At 49.0% G+C, this 21,874-nt stretch carries 21 protein-coding genes and 2 pseudogenes; 5 read left to right on the top strand and 18 right to left on the bottom strand.

Annotated features, from left to right (window positions below; genetic code table 11):
* Positions 1-30: 30 nt before the first annotated feature.
* The 3 genes from AC58QD_RS29755 to AC58QD_RS29745 are packed head-to-tail and all read right to left on the bottom strand — an operon-like array spanning position 31 to position 3,795.
* Complete coding sequence (locus tag AC58QD_RS29755) at positions 31-594, bottom strand: 4Fe-4S dicluster domain-containing protein (RefSeq protein ID WP_497338675.1); 564 nt, start codon at positions 592-594, stop codon at positions 31-33.
* Positions 591-2,768 carry a molybdopterin oxidoreductase family protein gene (locus tag AC58QD_RS29750; protein WP_497338673.1) on the bottom strand — a complete coding sequence of 726 codons (2,178 nt, stop codon included), beginning with the start codon at positions 2,766-2,768 and terminating at the stop codon, positions 591-593. The genes AC58QD_RS29755 and AC58QD_RS29750 overlap by 4 nt, the downstream gene beginning before the upstream one ends.
* Positions 2,755-3,795: a hypothetical protein gene (locus AC58QD_RS29745; RefSeq protein WP_497338672.1), complete on the bottom strand. Its 1,041-nt coding sequence runs from the start codon at positions 3,793-3,795 to the stop codon at positions 2,755-2,757. Before AC58QD_RS29745 ends, AC58QD_RS29750 begins: the two co-directional genes overlap by 14 nt.
* A 182-nt stretch (positions 3,796-3,977) precedes the next feature.
* On the opposite strand from AC58QD_RS29745, the gene AC58QD_RS29740 reads away from it, so the two are divergent.
* The 3 genes from AC58QD_RS29740 to AC58QD_RS29730 all read left to right on the top strand — a co-directional run bounded on the left by AC58QD_RS29740 (position 3,978) and on the right by AC58QD_RS29730 (position 6,978).
* A complete protein-coding gene (locus tag AC58QD_RS29740; RefSeq protein ID WP_497338671.1) occupies positions 3,978-4,475 on the top strand; it encodes a hemerythrin domain-containing protein in 498 nt (165 codons plus the stop codon).
* Positions 4,476-4,582: 107 nt separating this feature from the next.
* Positions 4,583-5,116: a DoxX family membrane protein gene (locus AC58QD_RS29735; protein WP_497338670.1), complete on the top strand. Its 534-nt coding sequence runs from the start codon at positions 4,583-4,585 to the stop codon at positions 5,114-5,116.
* 149 nt (positions 5,117-5,265) lie between these two features.
* Positions 5,266-6,978, top strand: a complete 1,713-nt coding sequence (locus tag AC58QD_RS29730; RefSeq protein WP_497338669.1) for an acetate/propionate family kinase — start codon at positions 5,266-5,268, stop codon at positions 6,976-6,978.
* An 836-nt stretch (positions 6,979-7,814) separates the two neighbouring features.
* On the opposite strand, the gene AC58QD_RS29725 is transcribed toward AC58QD_RS29730, so the two are convergent.
* From AC58QD_RS29725 to AC58QD_RS29685, 9 genes are all read right to left on the bottom strand, one after another.
* Complete coding sequence (locus tag AC58QD_RS29725) at positions 7,815-8,258, bottom strand: globin domain-containing protein (protein ID WP_497338668.1); 444 nt, start codon at positions 8,256-8,258, stop codon at positions 7,815-7,817.
* Between the two features lie 84 nt (positions 8,259-8,342).
* The gene (mobA, locus tag AC58QD_RS29720) at positions 8,343-8,945 is read right to left on the bottom strand and encodes a molybdenum cofactor guanylyltransferase (protein WP_497338667.1); all 603 of its coding nucleotides are present in this window, start codon (positions 8,943-8,945) and stop codon (positions 8,343-8,345) included.
* 234 nt (positions 8,946-9,179) lie between these two features.
* The gene (locus AC58QD_RS29715; protein ID WP_497338666.1) at positions 9,180-9,500 is read right to left on the bottom strand and encodes a hypothetical protein; all 321 of its coding nucleotides are present in this window, start codon (positions 9,498-9,500) and stop codon (positions 9,180-9,182) included.
* Between the two features lie 412 nt (positions 9,501-9,912).
* Positions 9,913-10,950, bottom strand: coding sequence for a hypothetical protein (locus tag AC58QD_RS29710; protein ID WP_497338665.1), 1,038 nt, complete (start codon positions 10,948-10,950; stop codon positions 9,913-9,915).
* 6 nt (positions 10,951-10,956) lie between these two features.
* Entirely contained in the window at positions 10,957-11,250 is a 294-nt protein-coding gene (locus AC58QD_RS29705) for a hypothetical protein (RefSeq protein ID WP_497338664.1), read from the bottom strand.
* On the bottom strand, positions 11,199-11,864 hold the full coding sequence (locus AC58QD_RS29700) for an SGNH/GDSL hydrolase family protein (RefSeq protein WP_497338663.1): 666 nt from the start codon (positions 11,862-11,864) through the stop codon (positions 11,199-11,201). The genes AC58QD_RS29705 and AC58QD_RS29700 overlap by 52 nt, the downstream gene beginning before the upstream one ends.
* A 29-nt stretch (positions 11,865-11,893) precedes the next feature.
* Complete coding sequence (locus AC58QD_RS29695) at positions 11,894-12,349, bottom strand: NanQ anomerase/TabA/YiaL family protein (protein WP_497338662.1); 456 nt, start codon at positions 12,347-12,349, stop codon at positions 11,894-11,896.
* Positions 12,350-12,392: 43 nt separating this feature from the next.
* Positions 12,393-13,610 carry a mandelate racemase/muconate lactonizing enzyme family protein gene (locus tag AC58QD_RS29690; RefSeq protein ID WP_497338661.1) on the bottom strand — a complete coding sequence of 406 codons (1,218 nt, stop codon included), beginning with the start codon at positions 13,608-13,610 and terminating at the stop codon, positions 12,393-12,395.
* Between the two features lie 25 nt (positions 13,611-13,635).
* Positions 13,636-14,328, bottom strand: a complete 693-nt coding sequence (locus AC58QD_RS29685) for an NAD(P)-dependent oxidoreductase (RefSeq protein WP_497338660.1) — start codon at positions 14,326-14,328, stop codon at positions 13,636-13,638.
* Between AC58QD_RS29685 and AC58QD_RS29680 the strand changes: the two genes are divergently transcribed.
* A complete protein-coding gene (locus AC58QD_RS29680; RefSeq protein ID WP_497338659.1) occupies positions 14,317-14,643 on the top strand; it encodes a hypothetical protein in 327 nt (108 codons plus the stop codon). The genes AC58QD_RS29685 and AC58QD_RS29680 overlap by 12 nt on opposite strands.
* Before the next feature lie 74 nt (positions 14,644-14,717).
* Here the strand turns inward: AC58QD_RS29680 and AC58QD_RS29675 are convergent, their stop codons facing one another.
* The 3 genes from AC58QD_RS29675 to AC58QD_RS29665 are packed head-to-tail and all read right to left on the bottom strand — an operon-like array spanning position 14,718 to position 16,568.
* Positions 14,718-15,494, bottom strand: a complete 777-nt coding sequence (locus AC58QD_RS29675; protein WP_497338658.1) for an alpha/beta hydrolase family protein — start codon at positions 15,492-15,494, stop codon at positions 14,718-14,720.
* Positions 15,495-15,543: 49 nt separating this feature from the next.
* Positions 15,544-15,885, bottom strand: coding sequence for a hypothetical protein (locus AC58QD_RS29670; RefSeq protein WP_497338657.1), 342 nt, complete (start codon positions 15,883-15,885; stop codon positions 15,544-15,546).
* Positions 15,882-16,568 (bottom strand): hypothetical protein, encoded by a 687-nt coding sequence (locus AC58QD_RS29665; RefSeq protein ID WP_497338656.1) that lies wholly within the window; start codon positions 16,566-16,568, stop codon positions 15,882-15,884. Before AC58QD_RS29665 ends, AC58QD_RS29670 begins: the two co-directional genes overlap by 4 nt.
* Between AC58QD_RS29665 and AC58QD_RS29660 the strand changes: the two genes are divergently transcribed.
* Positions 16,554-17,489, top strand: coding sequence for a helix-turn-helix domain-containing protein (locus AC58QD_RS29660; protein ID WP_497338655.1), 936 nt, complete (start codon positions 16,554-16,556; stop codon positions 17,487-17,489). The genes AC58QD_RS29665 and AC58QD_RS29660 overlap by 15 nt on opposite strands.
* A 695-nt stretch (positions 17,490-18,184) precedes the next feature.
* Here AC58QD_RS29660 and AC58QD_RS29655 read toward each other — a convergent pair.
* From AC58QD_RS29655 to AC58QD_RS29645, 3 genes and pseudogenes are all read right to left on the bottom strand, one after another.
* Positions 18,185-18,961 (bottom strand): annotated as a pseudogene (locus tag AC58QD_RS29655) (tyrosine-protein phosphatase); the annotation flags it as partial.
* Between the two features lie 213 nt (positions 18,962-19,174).
* Positions 19,175-21,454 (bottom strand): helix-turn-helix domain-containing protein, encoded by a 2,280-nt coding sequence (locus AC58QD_RS29650; protein WP_497338654.1) that lies wholly within the window; start codon positions 21,452-21,454, stop codon positions 19,175-19,177.
* Positions 21,455-21,537: 83 nt separating this feature from the next.
* Positions 21,538-21,874: pseudogene (locus AC58QD_RS29645) on the bottom strand (carbohydrate ABC transporter permease); the annotation flags it as partial.

Below are 21,874 nucleotides of genomic sequence, written 5' to 3'. Positions count from 1 at the left end.
TTCCAGCACCCCTGTCATTAGTGGGTTTTCTTAAAACAACTTCTGTTTCCCTTGCAAAATGCCCGGAAGACTGATCTTCACATTCGTTTCTCCTTCGAGCGGGTCGAACGGCTGATGGCTGGAAAGCCATTTGCCCAAGCGATATTGCTCCTGTTTCGCCGCCAGCTCATCCTCGTTGATCCATTGCAGCGTGTTGGTCGGGCAAACAGATGCACACATAGGCGGGATGCCTTCCTTCGTGCGGTCATAGCAGAGATCGCACTTATACATCAGATTTTGTTCTTCATCAAATTTCGGGATTCCATAAGGACATGCAATTGTACAATTCTGGCAGCCGATACATTTCTCCACGAGAGCTGATAATACAGCTCCCTCTTCAGTAATCTGAATCGCCTGGGCCGGGCAGCTCCTTGCGCATGCCGGATTAACGCAGTGCAAGCACATAAGCGGTATCGTCTGCCGATTGACGAGCGGGTTAACATCGTACACATAATTGCGATTCCGTTCTTCATGGCCGCCGCACTGTGTACAAGCAGCCAGGCAGCTGCGGCATCCGATACAGTTATCCATTTCGATGTACAATATTTTCTTCAATGTACGGCCCCCTTCAAATTATTGTCTGTTTTCTCAATCTGAGCAGCACACGCTTTGAACTCCGGCATTCGGGACATCGGGTCCAGAGCGGGAATGGTCAGCAGGTTGATCGCTTGCTCATGTCCGAAATGATAGGGGACGAATATAGTATCTTTACGTATGGCCTCGATGATTTTGACTTTGTAATGCGCCTCGCCGCGGCGTGTGACTAAACGAACGATCTCCTCATGCTCAATCCCATACTGCATGGCCGTTTCCGGATGAACCTCTACGTATGGCTCTGGACACATATCCCGCAAAAAGGGAATTCTTCGGGTCTGGTTCCCGGACAAATAGTGGTACACAACCCTTCCTGTGGTCAGCCGCAACGGATATTGTCCACAAGGCTCCTCTGCTGGCGGTCGATACGGAAGTGCACATATTTTCGCTTTTCCGTCGGGGTGATAATATTTTTGATCTAAAAACATGTACGGTGTGCCGGGATCTTCTTTGTCTTTACAAGGCCAGAAGATGCCGTTTTGCTGTTCGATTTTATCCCAAGTAGCACCGTAATAATCTGCATATCCGCCCTTGGATGCCAGCCGGAATTCCTCCCCCACCTCAGCAGCCGTCGTAAGATGACGGAAATACTGACCGCGGCCCAGAAGTTCGGCAAGCTCTACTTGAATGAGCCAATCCGGCTTCGATTCACCGAGCGGCTCCTGCGCTTTGTTGATTTTAATAATTCTTCCTTCCAGATTCGTTACCGTGCCTTCGTCCTCCGACCATGTAACGGATGGAAGCACAACATCTGCGAACTCAGCTGATTCGGATAAGAACATATCGCTACAAACCATGAAATCCAGACTTTTCAATGCTGCTTTGACGTAATTCAGATTCGGTGCCGAAACCGCAGGATTGGAGCAGAGCAGGTAAAGAGCTCGAATCGTTTTGTTCTCCATCAATTCAAACATTTCATAAGCGGAAACCCCCGGTAGCGGCATCTCCTCCGGCTTAATCCCCCACACTTCGCTTACCTCTTGAACATGCTTCGGGTTTGTGATCTTGCGGTAGCCTGGCAGTGCATCCGCCTTTTGCCCGTGTTCGCGCCCTCCCTGACCGTTGCCCTGTCCCGTTAAAGTGGCAACACCTGATTTTGGACGGCCAATTTTCCCCGTTATCAAGCACATATTAGTATAGGCAGATACGTTATCGGACCCTTTTATCTGCTGTTCGATACCACGGGCGAACATAACGATGGCATCCGGCGCTTTCCCGTAAATCTCTGCTGCTCGAATTAACTTTTCCGGAGCTACTCCGGTAATTTCACTTGTATATTCAGGGGTAAACTGCTTCACGACTTCCATCGTTTCTTCAAAACCATTCGTATGGTTTTCAATAAACGTCTTATCTGCAAATCCGTTCTGTATGAGCAGATGAACCATGCAGTTAGCCAAAGCCAAATCCGTTCCCGGCTTCAAGTCCAAATGAATGTCCGCACGCCTGGCAAGAGGAGTTTCCCGTGGATCGACGACGATTAAATAACCTCCGCGATTCTGGACCTCCCATACCCGGAACATCGAGGTAGGATGACACTCAGCCGTGTTGCTTCCGGCAATAAACAAACAATCCGTTTCATGGACATCCGTCCAAGGCAGTGTTGAACCGCGGTCCACTCCAAAGCTACGGAGAAATCCAGCGGCAGCGCTGGACATACAGAACCTTCCGTTATAATCGATATATCTGGTCTGTAGACCGACACGGGCAAATTTACCTGTCAGATAACATTTTTCATTCGTCATGGAAACGCCGCTGTAGACTGAGAGTGTATCTTTGCCATATGTGGACTGAAGTTCTTTGAATTTACGTACAATAAGCTCGTAAGCCTCATCCCAAGTAGCCTCTCTGAACCCTTCCTTCGTACCTTTCTTGGAGGCATCGTCCCGGATCAACGGACGCAACAAGCGATCCTCATGGTTCGTTTGTTGGTAAGCTGTGACTCCTTTTGGACACATTTTACCGAGCGTAACCGGCCAATCATATCTTGGCTCCACCCCAATAATCGTGTTCTTGTCCGTGTCCACTCGCAAATTCATGCCGCACTGCATCCCGCAATAAGAGCAGTGTGTATGAACCAATTTTTCCTTTGGGTGATGTTTATTGGGTACATCTTTATAAAATTTATCCTTTAGCATTCTGATTGGCCTCCTTGACCTTGATTGCGTGTGTAGGGATTCCCGTAAATCGGGACATGCGGTACTTACGACGGCAAGGCAGGCACAGCTCAGCCAAATGAAAGCCTTCGTCCATTTTGAAATGAATCTCATTTTGCTTCAAAACCTCAATAACATCCTTGGATTGCTCTGTTGAGACGAATTCATCCGCACAAACTTTACATAATTTCATTTGCTGCCCGCCATAGTGCTCCCGGTAATTTTTCGCCAGCACACTCATTGGACGGAACGGGATATGCGCCAGCTTACCAAAAGGCAAGTATATAAGCGTAAGAATGACAGACCACTGATGAATGACGGTGATTACTGGGTGCCCCCATCCATGAAGGAATATATTGCTTCCAGTCAACATTAATCCGGTTATGCTGATAAACAGAAGCAAATATAAAGGGAGAAAGTCGTACACAAAGTTTTGCTCCGCCCTGGCTTGCATGCTTTTGAGACGACGGTATAACGCCATACATACGCCTGCAATGACCATAAACGCCGTTATATTCAATGCATTATAGAAGAGAAACGCGATCCATCCATCGGCCTTCACCTTCATGATGTCAATTCCAAAACCAACAACGGTATAAGTGCCGTTATCTGCCATAGTGAAGTACATCCAACCGAATACTAGAGGAAAAGTTACGAACGCTGATAAAATGCAGCCCCAGCCAAGAAGCACGTGCTGAGTCCATCGATATAAGCCGCGATTCCAGATAAAGCGATAAGTAGCCAAATGCTCTACTGATGTTTTCGGTGTGCTTCTTCTAAATAACAGCTTCAGCCCTTTTTTCATTATGATCTTTGTCGGAGGCCGCTCCCCCCAAGCAATAAACCGATAGAAAAACCCGCCTATAAACACGATCGTACCGACCATGTACCCATATAAAGCCAAATCGATGTGGGTGAAAAGCCTTGATCCGATATACATTAAACAGATCAGGGCCACCACCGTAAGAAAATACAGCTTGGCGAATTTCGAAGCGAATGCTCGGTCCATAGTATTGTCTCCTCCGTATCGTAATTTCCTTAGCTCATTAAACCATTTTGGCATGGGAAACCGCTGTGACTTTTATCACTGTGCACAAATCTAAGCTGTTGTGAATTACATCACATCAATCGGACGCATTTGGAATTATACTCAGAATACTAGGGGGTACTATAGAATTGGAGGCGGAGAATATGCGAAATGTGGAAGAAGTGTTTATGAACAAATACGAGCTTTGGATAGAAGACCATAATAAATGGAAGGAGAAGGTACATGGATTTGACACAAAATTGAAAAATAATCCGATTGATTTCCAATCTGATGACTGGTCGGATGCCCTTCGGGGTCTAAAGAAAGAATCCCTAGTCCTGATGAAGGAGCTAGATCGTTATCTGGAAGAAGAAGAACGGTCTATATTTCCGGCTGCCAAGCTGTATACATGCGGAAAAATCGGTCCAGTTAGCGCATTAGAGAAGGATCATCTTCTAGCGAAGCATTTTTATGAGATGTTTCTGGAACAAGCAAGCTCAGCCGCGGATTACCTTGATAGGGGAGCGGCCGAGGATGCTCTTTCCTGCCTCAAGCAAGTCTTAATGATCGTATCGGAGCATTTTCGAATCGAGGAGCAAACCGTATTTCCCTCTAAGGAACGGATCATGGCGGAACTATTGTCATCTGGAGAACCTGACTAATGGGCAGTGAAAATATATTCTATCATGTGACTTTTATCACTTCGGCAAGCCGGGAATACAGCTAAACTAAAGTCAGAAAGAACAAAACGTATAAGGAGTTGGTAGCCATGATTAGCACTTGGCTAAGAGGAAACAAATTCGCAGCGGCTCTACTGTTGATCACTCGATTGTATCTGGGTTACACCTGGTTGACGGCTGGATGGCATAAAATTACTGGGGGCTTCAATGCAGGCGGCTTTCTAAACAATGCCATTGCCAAGCCAGTGATTGACAAAGCAACGAACGAGCTCATCTATCCTACCTTTACTGCTTTCTTGAAAGGTTTCGCACTTCCAAACCTCAATATAATCAACGTTATGATACCATGGGGTGAGTTTTTCATCGGTTTGGGCCTTCTGCTTGGGTGCTTGACCACCGCAGCCGCCTTTTTCGGATTACTCATGAACTTCATGTTTCTGTTCGCTGGCACTGTCAGCACGAACCCGTGGATGATACTGATCGGCGGCGTTATCTTGGCCGCTGGAGCTAATGCCGGGAAATTCGGTGTCGACCACTATCTGCTCCCTTACATGCATCACCTGTTCGATAACCGTAAACCTAAGATCAAGGGCAAGAAAAAAGACCTGACACCCGTACATTAATACCAGTAGATCACGGAGGCTGTCTCGCGGCAGCCTCTTGTTGTTGTCTCGGGGGCTTCATATATAGTAAGCACTCTATGAATTCAGTTATTGACTGAAAGATGTGGCATAATAAAGAAATACGATATTGGATTAGGAGGCATATTGGAATGGAAGTAATTGTAGGCGTTTCTAGTCGTCATATTCATTTAACACGCGAGCATGCTGATGTGCTGTTTGGCAAAGGGTATAGGTTGGAGAAATTGAAATCACTTCGGCAGCCAGGACAATACGCCTGTGAAGAAACGGTAATTGTCACCGGACCAAAAGGCAGCATTCCGAATGTCAGAGTACTGGGACCCGAACGCTCTTATACACAGTTGGAAATATCCAAGACAGACGGTTATGTGCTGGGTGTAAGTACAGAGGTCAGAGATTCTGGAGACATCGACAATACACCCGGTATCAAGGTAACAGGGCCGAAGGGCACCCTTATATTGGACAAAGGGGTCATTATTCCATTCAGGCACCTGCACCTGCATCCGAGCAATGCCGAAGAGTTGGGCGTGAAGGACAAAGATCTGGTTGCCGTCAAAACGAACGGAGACCGGATGGTCATTCTGGAAAATGTCCTTTGCCGGGTAAGTGACAAATACATGCTGGAGTTTCATATCGACACCGATGAAGCCAATGCTTCCGGTTTACGTACCGGAGACCTTGTGCAAATTATCGCTGTTGACGGCTATCACGAGCTCCGTACATTCAAGAAAAAGAAAGTGCTTGTATTGAATTGCGGCAGCAGCTCCGTCAAATTCAAGCTGTTCGAAATGCCTAAGGAAAAAATAATCATGAAAGGGAATGAGAAAATTACATCAGAGCGTTCGGTTAGGGACACATTAACCGCTATTTTCGATCAAGTCGGGCAAGAGGTGGATATCGTAGCTCATCGTGTTGTGCATGGGGCCGAACAGTTTCGTTCTTCGGTGCTTATCAAGGATGATGTGGTTCAGCAAATTGAAGCGATCAGCTATTTGGCGCCCCTGCACAATCCGATCAACCTTGAGGGTATACGGCTCGCGCGTTCGCAGTATAGGGAGAAGCCGCAGGTCGCTGTTTTCGATACGAGCTTTCATCAGACGATGCCGCCTACCTCTTACCTTTACGCCATTCCTTATGAATACTATGAAAAACACAAAATTCGAAAATACGGATTTCATGGAAGCAGCCACCGCTATGTAATGGAACGCGCAGCGCAGATTATGGGCAAGCCGGTTGATAGCCTCCGTTTACTCAGCTGTCATATAGGCAACGGTGTAAGCATAACAGCGATTCGAAATGGAGCATCTTATGATACCTCCATGGGGCTAACTCCTCTCGGCGGAGTCACAATGGGAACCCGCAGCGGAAATATCGATCCCGCAATTATTCCTTACCTCGAACGGCTTGAGGGCCTGGAAACCGATCAAATTGTCGACGTCCTTAACCACCGCAGCGGTCTTCTTGGAATTTCCGGAGTCAGTAACGATATCCGTGAACTTATACAATATGCAGAGGATGGTCATGAACGCTCGCAGCTCGCCCTGGACCTTTTCGTGGCAAGACTGCACAAGTATATAGGGCTCTATTTCGCACGCCTGAATGGCGCTGATGGTTTAATATTCACCGCAGGAGTTGGCGAGAATAGCTCGGTGATCCGCGAAAAAATTTGCCAAGGACTCGAATACGCCGGGGTTTACTTGGATTCTCATGCCAATTGGGAAGGAAATGGGGAACGGCTGATCTCCAGTCAATATTCCCCTGTCAAAGTGATGGTCATCCCTACGAATGAAGAGATTATTATGGCCCGTGACGCTTATCAAACCGTTGTAATCGATGGGGAATAAGATAAAGAGACCGCTAGAGGAGATCACTCTAGCGGTCCTTGGCGACCCGAGTTCAGTTGTGCTCGCGGGAGGGCAGGAAGGTGGCTCCACCCCTGCCCTCTTCTGTTTAACTTTAGGTGGTATACTGTATTTAAAACGTACCCCTAATAGATCATTACTCGTCTAAACGAGCCTTGCGTGTCGATCAGTTAGCCAGTGCTAGTATAGGTTATATGTGCAGAAAAGACGGCTTTTTCTAATATAGCAAGCTTTACTACTGGTTATTGGGCTGGCTTTAAGGAAAATCGGGTAACAATGAGGAAATAGATGATAGTCCAATTGGCTAATTAGTGCCTGAGCGATGAGATGACCCAAATAGCCAATAGTAAAATGGCTTATCTGTAAGCGACGTGCCGCTAATATCCAAACTAACCTATAAGCAAAATTAGGGAACTGAGTTCCCTAATCCTTCGCAGTGCCCACTTATCTGCAGGAATAAGGGAACTCAGGTCACCTAAATCAAAATAAGACCTTTTATTCACAGCTTTCTCGATGATTAGGGATCTCAGATCCCCTATTCCAGTCTATTCCTAGCGTCTCGTAGAGATAAGGGACATTTTGTTCCCTATCACTGGAAGTGGACTGGATTTGAACTCTTAGCTAGAGAATTTTTGACAAGCAAACTCCTTTGCTAAGCCCATGAACAAGAAAGATATACTAAGAAAGGGTGCTACCCGGATGCTTCTGTACGGTAAAGAACTTAAACTTTCTTATCAATTAAAGAAACCTGATCGATGATATTCATCAGTCAGGTTTTTTGATGAATCACTATTGTCGCATTTTTATTGTCGCTATTATTAATTGGGTTGCTCTGTCTCTCTACCTTGTGGCGAATTTACGAACCGATGGGCAGCATTCGTCAGCATCTGGAATAGCATTTGGCGTGGAAAGCCTTCTAAGCCGATCTCGTCCATCGCTTCCCGCATGCAGGTCAGCCACGCCTCTGCACGTGCTGGTGTAATCTGAAATTGCTCATGAACACTGCGCATATTCCCGAACCCATGGCGGTCTGTATAGAGCATCGGTCCACCTGTGAATTGGGTCAGGAATAAATATTGCTTCGCACGGATTTCATCTACTCCGTCTGGAAACAGCGGGATCAACTCAGGATGTGCATACACTTTAGGATAGAAGGCGTAGACAAGACGTTCGATCGTCTCTGCACCCCCTATTTGTTCGTACAAACTTTCCGTATGCACGGCTGATTCCGGCCTGTTTTGCAATCGTTCCGAATAAGTCATGGCTGCCACCTCGTCTATTTGTTTGGATATAATGTAAGTATAGCTTGGTGTAGACATTAGGAATGTGATAACGATCACAGTACCTTATCTTTCCAGTAGTTGCATGGCCTCTTCATATTCCTCCGGTGTATTAACATTCATGACAAACCTGAGGTCCACTCCCAGATCGACAAAAACATCCTCCTTGACCGTGTTGCAACGAAGGGCATTTAATAGCTCCGTCATTCTGTATTCACCTTGATTCAGCAATTTCGATATTTGGTCAACACAGCTCTTCCGATAAATACCGTGGAGCGGATGTAGGGTACCATTAACGCAGGGAACGACAGAATCAAATTGGCACCCTTTTCTTAGCTTCCACATGAATTCGGCAGCTTGACTGGAGATAAACGGCATATCGCACCCAACAACCCATATATCCGTGTATGTGGAAAGCGTAAAGGCTGCGTGCATCCCGCTCAACGGTCCTTTACCTGGAATGTAGTCTGATATGATCCGGCATCTGTTTCCCAAATGAGGTAAGAAGGCTCTAGGATCGTTGGCCACCAGAATGATCTCCGCGCACAGCACTTGCATGATTTGAATTTGCCGCTGAACAAGAGTTTCATCCGAAAATGGAAGCAATGCTTTATTGATGTTGCCCATTCTGCTGCCTTGCCCTCCAGCTAAAATAACCCCTGTTAACATCCTCTTTCCTCCATTCCTACCTATCTCTCTCTTGTAATTAATTGTACACTCGGGGCTTGATGGCCTCAGTGACAATAATCACATCCAACCATTTATATAGTAGGGTAAGACTGGGAATTACTTCTCCGGACTCCCCATCAAACCGTGCATGCGGATTTCCCGCACACGGCTTTCCTTCGTCAGTTCCCCACCCTCAGGAGCGAGTCATCTTCACCCGTCACCGGGCTGCATATTTCACTCCTGAATTAGAAACGTGTGGTGAGTAAGTTTGTTAGAAATACCATACCCGCGGTTGATTTCCATCAAATCCTGATTCGCGTTCCTCACCTCATACTCGTCCCCGTCGCCTCCCATACACTCGAACCAAAACAGTTCATCAAACATTCGCTTCAAATCCTGGGTCGACACCAAGTCGAGCTCGCCTTTGAATTCCCATATTTTCGTCACGGTTGAGTAGCATACGTGATCCAAAATGCGTTGGCATCGCTCATGTTTGACTGCGATATTGGGCTCCAATGCATGCTGGTCGATGAAATCCCAAAATACCTTATTCATGAATCCACTCCATCTCCTTCAAAAAGACGACACCCCCTCGTTAAAGAAGAAGTATCGCCTTGAAATAGAAAAAAGCCCTAAAGCCGGCCTTGGCAGACAGAAATGTGCCTGCTGCAATACCGCCTCTAGGGCTTGTTGGATTTGCGGAAAATGTAATCAACATGATGGTCATTTTACCATATCTTGCTTGAGGTGAGTAGATGAAAATTGGTAATCTCTATTTGTGCATATCTTGTACATGATGTGTACAAATAACAATTCCTGAGACCATGCCGTGAGTTCCCGCCATATTGCCGCAACCGATAATGCCTAGACGAATTTTACTCATGGTGTCATCATTCCTTATCCGGTAAATAGATTAAATAGATTTCGTTGGAACAAACTTCAATTTTCTACAACTGTCGGATGATCACTAGCTGCAACGCTGGTAATCGGTATCACAGTGTGACCGGTCCCAATCCTCGGGGTCATAGGCGCGAGCTTTTGAACACGTACTTGATCCCCACGGGTTGATTGCTGCCCACCGTTCTGCCATAGCTTCGCAGCCGAACCGGGCCACGTCCGTGACGCAAGTCAGCTCCGCTCCATTGTCAACGGCGAATCTTAGCGGGTGGACGAGCGAGCCGAACCCAGCTTCTCCCCACGCGAGCAGCACCGTCACACCTTCGATCTGTTCGCCAGCGGTCGAGACGATCCGGCCCTGCGCCACGTCCACCGCGCCGCCCGACCAATCTACCGTCACATGACGCCGCAGCTCGAACCATTTCCAGATCTGCTCCGACGTCCACCATTCGAGGCCCAGGCTGCGACCGTACTCGACCAGCTTCACCATCCACTCGCCGACCTTGCCGTCCGCATCCCCCGCCATAGACGGGTGGAACAGGAAGTGCACGACGCCGTTCACATCCCGAGCCCGCTCGGTCAAGGCGAACGCCTCCTCCGCCGTGCAGCGCAATGGGAACGGAGGGTCCCATGACAGCGTTGGCAAGCTGATGACTCGGGTCGCATACCCGCCGGTCGCCGGGTCGAACGACAGATGAGGGTGCGACGTGCCGACGATGAAGCCCTTCATCGGCGCAAAGTTATGCGATTCAAGACCGCGCCATACAATGTTGTTATTGCTCACGCCGTCATGTTCAAACAGTCCGAGTACAGGTCTCTCGAAATGAATTCCGTCCTCGCTTTCCGCATAGCAAGTCACCTGCTGGTCATCGTGATCGTCCGTGGGCGCGTTGCCCCGGTAGTAAAGCCGTATTTTCCCCGCATCCTGGATAACGGTGAAATAACAAGCGGCTTTTCCTTCCCAAGGCTTATCGAGCTTCAGAACAACTTCACGCCTCTCGGGCGATGTCACCCGCAGTTCGATTCCTGGCTTCTCATCGATCAACCAGTGGTCGATAAACATCTCGACTCTGGAGCCAATATGTGCGACAGCTTTACTGCTTCTCATCCAAGTTCACCGCTTTCCTGCTATTTGAATACGTTCGGATTTGGCGCGGAAATCTTCCACTTGCTTTATCGTTTCTTCTTCTGCCTTGCGAAGCGCTGTGTTGAAATCGGTTGTGCCGAACATGCAGCGTCGGGGCGGAAATAAAATCGTTATCGCGGCCGATTCGATTTTGCTTAGATCGACATTGTGCTTTTTCGCTAAATCGGTCATATCGTACTGAATTTCAAAGGGCAGCACTTCGATTCCGATCAGCCCTGTATGTTCACCCGTCCATCCAACATTATGCTGTCCCGCAAACATTGAAAAATCGTATCATGCCCTTGTTGCGTAAAGTGTATTGCGTCATAAAACCAACCGGATATTTCCGTTCCATTGTCCCATAATCTACGAATGACGCGTTCCGCATCCGCGAGGATTAAACGATGCTCAGCCGCCAAGTTTCGCAGCGTATCGTTATATTCCTCAAAACGATGGGGAAACGAGCCGTCCTGCATCGGGCTCTCGAATCCGTAGCTTTCTTCGCTTGCCGCCGCGACTGGTCCGCTCGTCCATACGACACATTGGCATCCAATCCGCTTCGCTTCCAGCATGATCTGATCCATCGCCGTTTTGTAAACGTGTAACGGAATTTTGTTCGTCCAGTCGTTAATGGCGAAATTGAGAATAAGCAAATCCGGATCGAGCACCGCGACTCGCCGTTCGAAATGATCCCGCCCTTGGTAGCTTTTCCAACCCGGCATCCCTTGATTGCATATGCCCGTTTCCGGATCCATTTGCGTAAGCCATCGTCTTAGTTGAGAAAACCAGGAGCCGTGAATGAGCTCCCAATCATACCCGGCTTCTTTCGCCTCATGCCAGCCGTTCGCGACGCTTCCGTAAGTCCAACTGTCGCCATAGGCGACGACGGTAAACACCTTTCGCTTCGGCTTCGCCGCACTCGCCCTTACGGTTCGATCAACACCTTGATCACGATTTTTTTAACGGATTGAGCCGTTTCCAGTTGAATGCAGGGCATATGCACGTCATGCGGCGCGAACAACGCGAAGTGCCCTTCCCGGAGCGTGAAAAAATCGCCCGATGCCGCGAATAACGCATAATCTCCATCTTTGTCATAAGGGCGGGTCACTTCCGTCCGAGTGATCGGGATATATCCCAGCATCTCGCTGCCCTCCGCCATATATTGCACGTCCAAATATTGCCGATGTGCCTCCCAGAGCCCTTTCTCCTTCGGCTTCGTTTCATAATGCTGAACAAGCGCATACACTTTATCACCGTCTATTTCGTATTTGCCCGGTTCCAAAGCTTTGCAATCATGAGTTTCGAGAAATTGCGCCGCCAGCTTCAATCTGGAGCTCACGCTTGAATATTGTCCGATATGCGGTAACGAATCTGTAATCATGCCAGTTCTCTCCTTAAATAGGTTTGTATGTGTATCGCCTTCTTTACGTCGTCAACACTTTACCGGGGACCGAATTAAATTCGCCGCTTCCCGGAACGAACGAATATTTATTTTTAATCTCATCGGTCAGTACAATGCCAAGGCCGGATCCCTCCGGAGGCCATATGTAGCCGCCTTCCATCCGGAACGAATCGCGGACAATGTCGCTATGAAGTCCTGCGAAATCTGGCGGAATTTCCAAAATGAGCGTATTGCCGCTTGCGAAGCCACAATGAATGTTTTGCATCAGGCAGCCACCCGCCCCCCAAGCATGGGTTGCAATTTTGCGTCCGTTCGCTTCCAGCATCGCCGCCACTTTCATAAATTCGCCGAGTCCGCCGGTGAAGGCGGCATCCGGTTGCCCGACATCAAAACAGTTCAGTTCGACAAACAATTTCCATTCGCAGCTACCGGTCAAACATTCGCCGCCTGCGATCGGAATCGTCGTTTTTTTGCGCAGCTCCGCATAGCCCGCAGCGTCCGTATAATGAAGCGGCTCTTCGAAAAACAACAGATCGTAAGGTTCGAGCGCCTGCAGCACCGTAACGGCCGTGTCAAGATCCCACGTATGGGTCGGGCTGTTTCCCATATGACCGTCGAGCATAAGGTGGACGTCGCACCCGACGTGCTTGCGGACGAATTCCAGCTTATCGGCTTCGAATTCGGCGATTTCCCCTTTCGACTTCGGCATATGCCAGCCGCCCCGGCTCGTATCGAGACAGCCCGCGCCCAGCTTCACCCCGTTGAAGCCAAGCGATAAATAATGATCCAGCTTCGCCGCCAGCTTCTCCTTCGGATAGTTGCTCGGACCTCCTGTGGCATAGCAAGGGAGACGGTTGTGCTTTTTTCCTCCGAGCAATTCGTAAACAGGCAGGCCGTACATTTTCGCCTTCAAATCCCAAAGCGCGGCTTCGATGCCGTTCAGCACGGAAAGACCCATGCCGACTCTGCACCAAAAGTTGCCGCTATGGTACATGCGCTGCCAAAGCTCGGCGATGTTGTCGACGGTTTGTCCGATCAAAATCGGTTTGAAAAAATCGACGATCGTCGGCACGCTTTCTGGAAAAAAGTAGCCGATGTAAGTCTCGCCGATACCGACAAGCTCCGTATCGGTTTCAATTTCAACAAACGCGGCGCTGCGCAGTTTGCGCGACTCGCTTAAAAACGGATCGTTCGTGCACGGTCCTGTCAGCAAAACTGTACGGACATCAGTAATTTTCATATCGCTTGCGCTCCTCTCTCTGGTGCTACTGCCCTGCCAGTTGGCTTGGCGACAATTCGTTCCATAACGGCTCCCCGTCCATATGGCGTCGTACATTTTCTACAAAAATCGACCATATTCGACGTTTGAAATGCGTGCTTTGCGAAGACCCGGAAATGTGCGGTGTCATAATCACATTCGGAAAATCCCATAGCGGATGTTCCGGCGGCATCGGGTAATGGTAGTGCGTATCCAATGCGGCGCCGGCGATCCATTGCTCGCGCAACGCCCGAAGCAAAGCTTCCTCACGGATGATCGGCCCGCGGGACGGATTGAGGACGAAAGCATGCGGCGGCAGAGCGCGCAGCTCCTTCTCCCCGATCATGCCTTCCGTCTGCTGGGTTAAAGGCACGGCTACGATCATCGCATCCAAATCGCGCAGAAACTCCGTCTCCTGACCGCGAATGAACACCCGGTCCGGAAGCGCGCCTTGCGGGTCGCCAGTGCCGGGCACGCAGTACGTATAGCCGCGCTCCTTGACACGATCCCGCACGAACGTCTGAACATGCATGCCCATCGCCTTCGCCAGGCGTGCCGTCTCTCGTCCGATTCCGCCATAGCCCCAGAGTCCAATGTTCATGCCGCGTATTTCCGTCTGAAACTTTGCCGAGCGGTCCCACATTTTGTGCTCCTGATTGCGAAACATCCCGCGCATGTCTCGCGCAAGTTGGAATATCATCGCGATATTCCATTCGGCGATCGGAACGTCGAACACGCCCTGCGCGTTGCATGCCTGCACGCCTCTTTCCTGCAAACCGATATTGACGATCTGGTTATAACCGACGGAGCTGATCTGGATCATACGAAGCGCGGTGCAATCGTTTATGTTGGTTGGCGGAAACGTGCAAAACAACACGTTTACCTTTTTCGCCAGTTCGTCTGGCAAACGCTCCGGCTTTTCGCGCGGATCGATCTTTGTAACAAGTACGCCGGGCAAGCTTTGAAGCTGCTGCAGCTTTTCGTCGTCTACCGGCATATCGATTATGATATTTAGCATTGAAATCTCCCTCGCCGGTCCCCCAAAAGCCTCATCTGTTAGCCAATTTTTTGGGGACCCCTTACGTTTATTTACCCATTCAACAAAAATGTTGTTCCTTTGTCGTACCAGTAGTCGCCCATCGTATGGCCGCGATCGTCCGTACAATAAAACTCGACCAACGTCTCGCGATAGCCGCGCGACAAATTATGTTCGGTCAGCTCGGTGTACAGCTTGCAGCAGCTTAATGTGCTGACGCGACTGTCGTCGTTGCCGATCCCGATAAACAATCGTTTACCGCTCAAGCGGTCAACATAGTTGTGGAGCTTGAGTGCTTCCACGTCGGGCCTCTCCTTAATCGAATCGAATTCGCTCAAAGCACGCCAGTCGGTTACTGGGGCGAATCCCGCCGCGCAAGCGACTCGCGAGTCGGCGACAAGTAGCCGGAAAGCCAAGTACGCACCCCTGGAAGCTCCGCAAATGACAATTTGGCCGGGGAACGCAAAGCCCAAACGAATACAGTCGTCGATGACTGCGGTGGCGTCGCGTACGAATCGTTCGAAGGGATCGTCCCCGGCCAGAAAGGCGTTACGAAACCCGTTAATGCCTTCTCCATAAGGCTCGACGCGCTCCCCGTGACAAGGGATATCGAAGCTTAGCGCATAGTGGCCGTTGGCTAGAAAACCGTCGGCTGTATTGCGATATGGCTTAGTCAACAAAGGCGTTTTCCAGTCCGCCCCGACCGTAATGAGCAGCAGCGGCTTTTCATGTATGCGAGCGTTGTTTGGACTTCTCAGCACATATTTCAGGCTTTCGCCGCAGCTTTGAACCCAGTGCTCGGATAGGCGTTCTTCGTGCTTATCATTCATCGTTTTCGCTCCAAGCTATTTCACAAGGTATACGGCATACACTCTGGGATCAATTTGATCCTTTTTCTCCAGCTTCAACCGCATCCGGACCGCTGATCAACAGGCTGAAATCGCAAGATGTTTCTTTAAACGGATTTTGCTGATGATGCCACAACCCGTACAGCCCGACGGCGACGTTGTCGTAAACGATCGGCGCCGTACCTAGATGAACTTGATCGTAAGCAAAGTACGTCCCTCTCTGGGTCGGATCGTGAGGCTCCGCGAGCCAGAACGAATCCGCGCTTTCATTCATCCAGTTGTCAAAGTCGGTTGAAATCCACGCCGTCCCTTGTCTTCCCGTTGCGGCGCCGCCATCGCTTCTGCGGAAGCCGCATAAACATTGGCCGTTCAAAACGTAAAGCCCGTAATATTTGTAAAAGGAGGCATGTTCGACAAACTCGGGAATCGGTCCTCTCGCCCCCGCCGTCCAATGGATGCCGTCGGGACTTGTCGCAACGCGCGCAGTTTGCCCACATTGTTTCTGAACCCGTCAATCGCCGCCGATTCGAGTTTGCTCAAATCGACGTTGTGCTTTTTGGCCAATTCAGTCATATCGTACTGAATTCCAACAGGTAACACTTCGTTCAAAAATCCATAGACGGAGTTGAAATAAAAGAAGAAATGGGTTTTTATGGAAACCATATCGGCCAGCAGCGTTCCCGGACCTGTGCGCTGAATGTATTTGATCGTATACTGCGTAAATTTTTTTCTAATTTTGTCACCGTAAACTTCGTTGAAAAAAGCCTCCGACGACCCGTTCTGGGAATAAAAGACGAGCTCTGCCGGTTCCGACATTTGCTCGACCGCAGGGGCTTTTCCCGCTCCTCCTTCGCCGTTCCCCGAATCCGTTGTCGATCCTTTGCCGCTGCAGCCCGCAGCGAAAGCGATACACGCAAATATGACGGCACTGTACATCCAAGTCGGCAAGCGACGCGAATCCGGCTGTTGACAATCTTGTCTCTTCCTGTGGTACAATGAGGAATATTTACATGCGAACTTGATCGTATAGGAGGGAACCTCTTGACGAATTCTCAAATTCGAACCGCTTCGGTCGCTTGGGATCAGTTGGACATTAAAGTCCGTTTCGGCTCGCTGCTGTTCGATATCTTGCTCGACAGCAACATTTACCCGATGAAGATCGTCCGCAACAAGAAACATAACCATGCGGCGATCGAGCTGCAATTCATCGATTCCGGCATCGGGACGCTCGTCCTAGAAGATCGTGAGCAGCATCTTGAAACCGGTTCCATTCATATTATCGGGCAGCACATCTTTCATTCATTCGAGCCGGACCCCGTCCTTCCCGGGGAGCGCTCTACGATTCGCTTCACCTTTCAGGACAGTCCGACACTTGATCCCGGCTTTCCGCAGGAGGAAGCGGATCAGATCAAGGCTGCGCTGTCCCGGCTGACTTGCTGCCAACTGACCGATTCAACCCGGAATCGCGCCATTTTCAGCCTGCTGGCCGATGTACGATCGGAAATTGAGACGCCCTCGGTAGGCTCCTATACGAAAGTACTTAGCCTCTTTGCCCAGATGATCATCGAAGTGGTGAGAGGCATTCAGATGGAACATCAGACGAATCGAGCGTCTACGATGCCGCGCAAAGTCAAGGACGATCAGTGGTCGCGTTCTATCGATGCATTTTTTTGCAATTGTCAGCAAAATTTGACACTCGAGATGTTGGCCGATACGCTGAACTTGAGTACGAAGCAAACGCACCGGCTGCTTAAAAAACATTTCAATACAAAATTCAAGCATAAGCTCATGAACACACGGGTGGAAGTAGCCAAAGATTTGCTGCGAACGAGCAGGCTGTCTATTGAGCGTATCGCCAGCGATGTCGGCTATTCCTCGACTCAATACTTCTGCCACCTGTTTCTACAAAAGACCGGCATGACCCCCTCGGAATACCGCATGGAACTAAGCAGAAATACTATGCAGAACAGCACCTGATGTAGCTTTGATTCGTCACCTCCTCGTTTTGCAGTACTCACGGACGTTTTCGGTTTCTATCGCTGTTTCACGTAGTTGGTGGTCTCTTTCGCGAGTACGTTTACAACAAGTGTACTGGAGGAAACCATGTGCAACAACAAGCTGAGCGGACATCTTTCTTCGGATATTGTCATTATACAGGAACAGCTTACAACAGAACGTATGTTTCTCCCCGCCTTTTTGTTTGCCTTCGCTAATCTGGTCCTTTGACACCCCTTCTCAGGAAAATTGATATTATAGTTACCAGTAAAATTACCAGTTGCCTTAGAGCAACGACTGGCTTGATTCCGGTTGTGTAGTTGAACCAAGCAGCGATGGTTTACACCCCACCGCTCCTTCTAAGTTAGTGACTGAGTACGGAATGAACGGTTAACATGGCTGAGTTGTTGTCAAATGTGTGATATTCCAGAATTAATTAGAAAAAGGAGCCCGCAAACCCGCGTGGCTCCATTTTTGTTGTTTCAGAATTCATTAGAATTTCAAGTCCGTTGCGGCGGATAAGACCGTTTGTTACAGAATTCGTTAGACAAAAATTTGGGGCACAAAATGTCTGATAATCAATATGTGTATAAATATACAACCCTCTCTTACCTGTTTTACTAATGACGGGAAAAGCTTTGTGATCATCCAGTGGATGCGTTTTACCACGCTTGCCCCTACTCCAAACACATGCTTTGCAAGGCTTCGCGTCTTTGATTGGTCAAGCCGAATTCTTCAGAAAAATAAGTGTCAACATTGCCATATGTCTTCTTGATCGACCCGAAGGCAGCTTCCATGAATTGTCCTTTCACTCCAAACAGGTGTTCGATATTGCGCAATTCCACCTCATTCACATGTTCGGCAAGCTGACTCAGCAATTTCCTGTTGAACCCTTTCATCGTTTCGTTGGTGAGCAGGTAGTCTTTCATTACCGTTTCCTCCGGGACGCCGAGCGCCAGTAAGATCAAGGCGGCACCGACTCCCGTACGGTCCTTGCCCGCCGTGCAATGATGCAGAAGCCCAAGGTTGTCCGAATGCTGGATCATTTCCATCAACCGTTTATAGGACGGATTGCCGAGCGGGAGCTTCGTATACAGTTCCATCATCATAGTATCTGCGCGAAATTGTTTGAAAAAGCCGTTTTTGACCATATCGACGATAACGTGTTGGTTTCGATCGGCGTTCCCAGCATTTCCCGATATGTTGATTCGAGATGCTTGATCTGCTTGAATAGCAGCGATGCGAATATTTTTTACGCCGGCAAAAACCGGATCCGGTTTCTTTTGCGCTTCATAGTCATCGCGATAATCGAAAATCGTTTTGATATTCAAGGCTTGAACAGCCGCTAAATCTTGCTCCGTCAAACCGGTCAATTCATCGGAACGAAAGAAAATACCATATTTGACTTTCCTTCCATCGGCAGTTTGATAGCCTCCCATATCGCGGAAATTATGTGTTCCTTCGAGAACGGAAGTTTCTTACAAGTCTACTGCGGGCGCTCGCATGCGGACAATCGAAGATATGCCTATCTTCCACAAAAAAGAAAGCGCTCCCACTTTCCGGAAGCAGGCAAATATACCTGTTTCATCGGAAGGAGAAACGCGATTTTTCGGACGATTGGACGTTACGTGTCGATTGCCGTCGAAAAGCACACAAGTATATACCGTTCAATTTGTCCTGTCCCGAATGAGAAATTTGCGGTAATCGCCTGGGGTCAATCCTGTTTTTTCTTTAAATAGCTTGATAAAGTAATGATTCGTTTGGAAGCCTACCGCTTCGGCCACCTCATAAATTTTCAACTCGGGCGAGGCAAGCATCGTTTTGGCCCGTTCGAGCCGTAGCGTGCAGACATAATCCATCAGCGAAACGCCCCGTTCTTTTTTGAACACCCGGCCGATATAGGTCGGGCTTAAATTAAATGCTTCCGAAATCATCGTCATCGACATTTCCGTTTGGTGGAATTCTGTCTCTACATACTTCAAGATTTGTTGCACCCAGTGGGTTTCTTCCGCTTCGATCTGTCCCCTGTAATAGTCGGCTACGGAAAGAAAAGCAGTCAGCATCCATTCTTTGCACAATGCCAAATTTTTGATCGCGATTAGCTCTTGGTACAATTGCCGTTCCCCAAAAAAAGCTTGTTTGCCGATTCGATCCAATGTTTGCAATAAAATGTGAAGCACGTGAATCATTTGCTCCTGCATCGCCGCAGGACTGTGATACTGGGGCAGAGATGTGAAAAATTCGTCCAAATACGCGGTTATGTCCGCATTGTTGCCCATGACAATCATCGCAGACAGCTTGTTCTCGTCAACGAGAAACAACTCGCGCTTTTCCGGTTGGGGGATGTCCGAATTTTCTTGCAGCGTCATAATCATGCCGTGACCGAGACTGATCTTGTACCGGAGCAGCTCACCGACTTGCTTGAAGCAGGGATGGAGATCGAGCGGTCCCCCGTTGCATTTGCCGATGCCGAATGAAACGGAGATGCCGATTGTTTCCTCTGCTTGATCGCGCAGGTTCTTGCACAGCGCATATGCGTATCGGTTAAATTCCCGGTTGTCAAATTCGTTCTGCTCCCGCAAAACGACAGCCCAGCGGTCCTCGGCAACCTCGACCATCACCTTGCCCTGGTGCTCCGCCCAGAAATGCTCGCTCTTATCCAGAAAGAGCAACCGCTTCGCATGTTTGTCCTGCATGGTGTGCTGCTGCAAGAAATCAATCTCCATGACAATCAAACCGAAGTCTTCCGTGTCTGCATTGAGCTGCAGCAATGAGGCCTGTTCCTGAACCAGATTTATGGTCTCATATTTGCCGTGAAGCAAATTGTAATAATAACGCTCCTTCAACTGCGGCATGAATTTGTTATACGTAACCTGCAAATGTTTATTTTCCTTCAACATTTTGTGAATGCCCGTTTTGATCCGTTCCAGCTCGTCGCGCATCGTCACTCGCTTTTCTTCCGGCGCTCCGCTGAACAACAATCCCTTGACTGCCGCCATCATTTGTTTGACTGGGCGATGCATGTAGAGAGACAGAAAGTGCGCGATGGCGACATAGACCAGAAACAGCACGATATTGCCGACGATGATGACCTTGCGGATGAGAAGCTCCGACGCCATCAACTCGCCATACGGAGCGATCCGCACGAAGGTGAGACCGGGATCTTTTGCATGGATATGCATTTGAACCATACGCTTGCCGCCCGAGCGGAACGCATTCGCTCCCGACATGCCGTCGACCGGCCCGATGCCGGGAAAGAGAGCATCGAGCCGCTTGCCCTGCTGCGCCTTCGGCAGCAGCACGTTGCCTGCGGCATCGACAAGCAGCAAGTCGTCCGCATCGTTGCCGACAATATTGGCCATCAGGAACGAAAGATCGATGTCGATCAAAATCATCCCTGTTTTTACCATCGAATCGAAAGGCAGCCGCAGTACGATGCCGGACAAGACGCGCGATTCTTGCGTGGCTGAACCGAACGATCGAACCGGAAGCGTTTCGAGCGACGAATCGGATCGATGGAATATATCGGTCAATTCCTGCTTATACTCGTCGTACCAATAGCTCAAGTCGGGATCAACATAAACGTATTCGCCATTCTCGCGCCTGGACATAAAATAGATCGCGTCAATATTGCGATCGGACGAACGAATTTGCTGCAGCTTCGCAACCAGCCGCATTTTCTCGACCAAATCGAGCACCGAGTAAGGATCGGCTACCGCATTGAAATTTTTATCAATGATGTATTCGTTTGCCTTGCTGTAAATCTGTTCGAACACAAGCTCGAAATTTTTTCTGTATTGGTGCAATATTTCAAGCTGATCCGCTTGTTTGGTTTCGATCGCTTTGCTTACATTTTTCTGATAGATGAACAAACTGAACGAAATGCTTGGCACGACCAGAACAACCAGCAGGATGCCGAACAGCGGCAAACGTACAAATCGGTTCAATGAAATCCCCCCGTCTTCATCAAATAGATGTCGGCGTCCTTCATCTCTAAGCGGATGGAACCGGCGGCAGAGGTGGCACAGGGTTATTCTTTGACTGAGCCGAGCATGATGCCGCGGATAAAATATTTCTGCACGAACAGATACACAAGCGCAATCGGCAGAACGGTCATTAACAGCGTCGCCATCTTGATCGCTTCCGAGGAAACGGCCGTCAACGCGGTATCCTTCATTTCGGCCAATGTTGTCGATTCCATCACGAGATTGCGCAGAAACACCTGCATAGGCCACTGATTCGCGTCGCGAACGTAGAGCAGAACGTTAAACCACTCGTTCCAATGATACACGGCGTAAAACAAGGAAATCGTCGCCAGAACCGGTTTGGACAGCGGCAATATGATGCGAACGAGCACGAGTATATGG

Source organism: Paenibacillus sp. J2R1T-4 (assembly GCF_059692235.1).
This window is presented reverse-complemented; position numbering and strand designations above follow the sequence as displayed.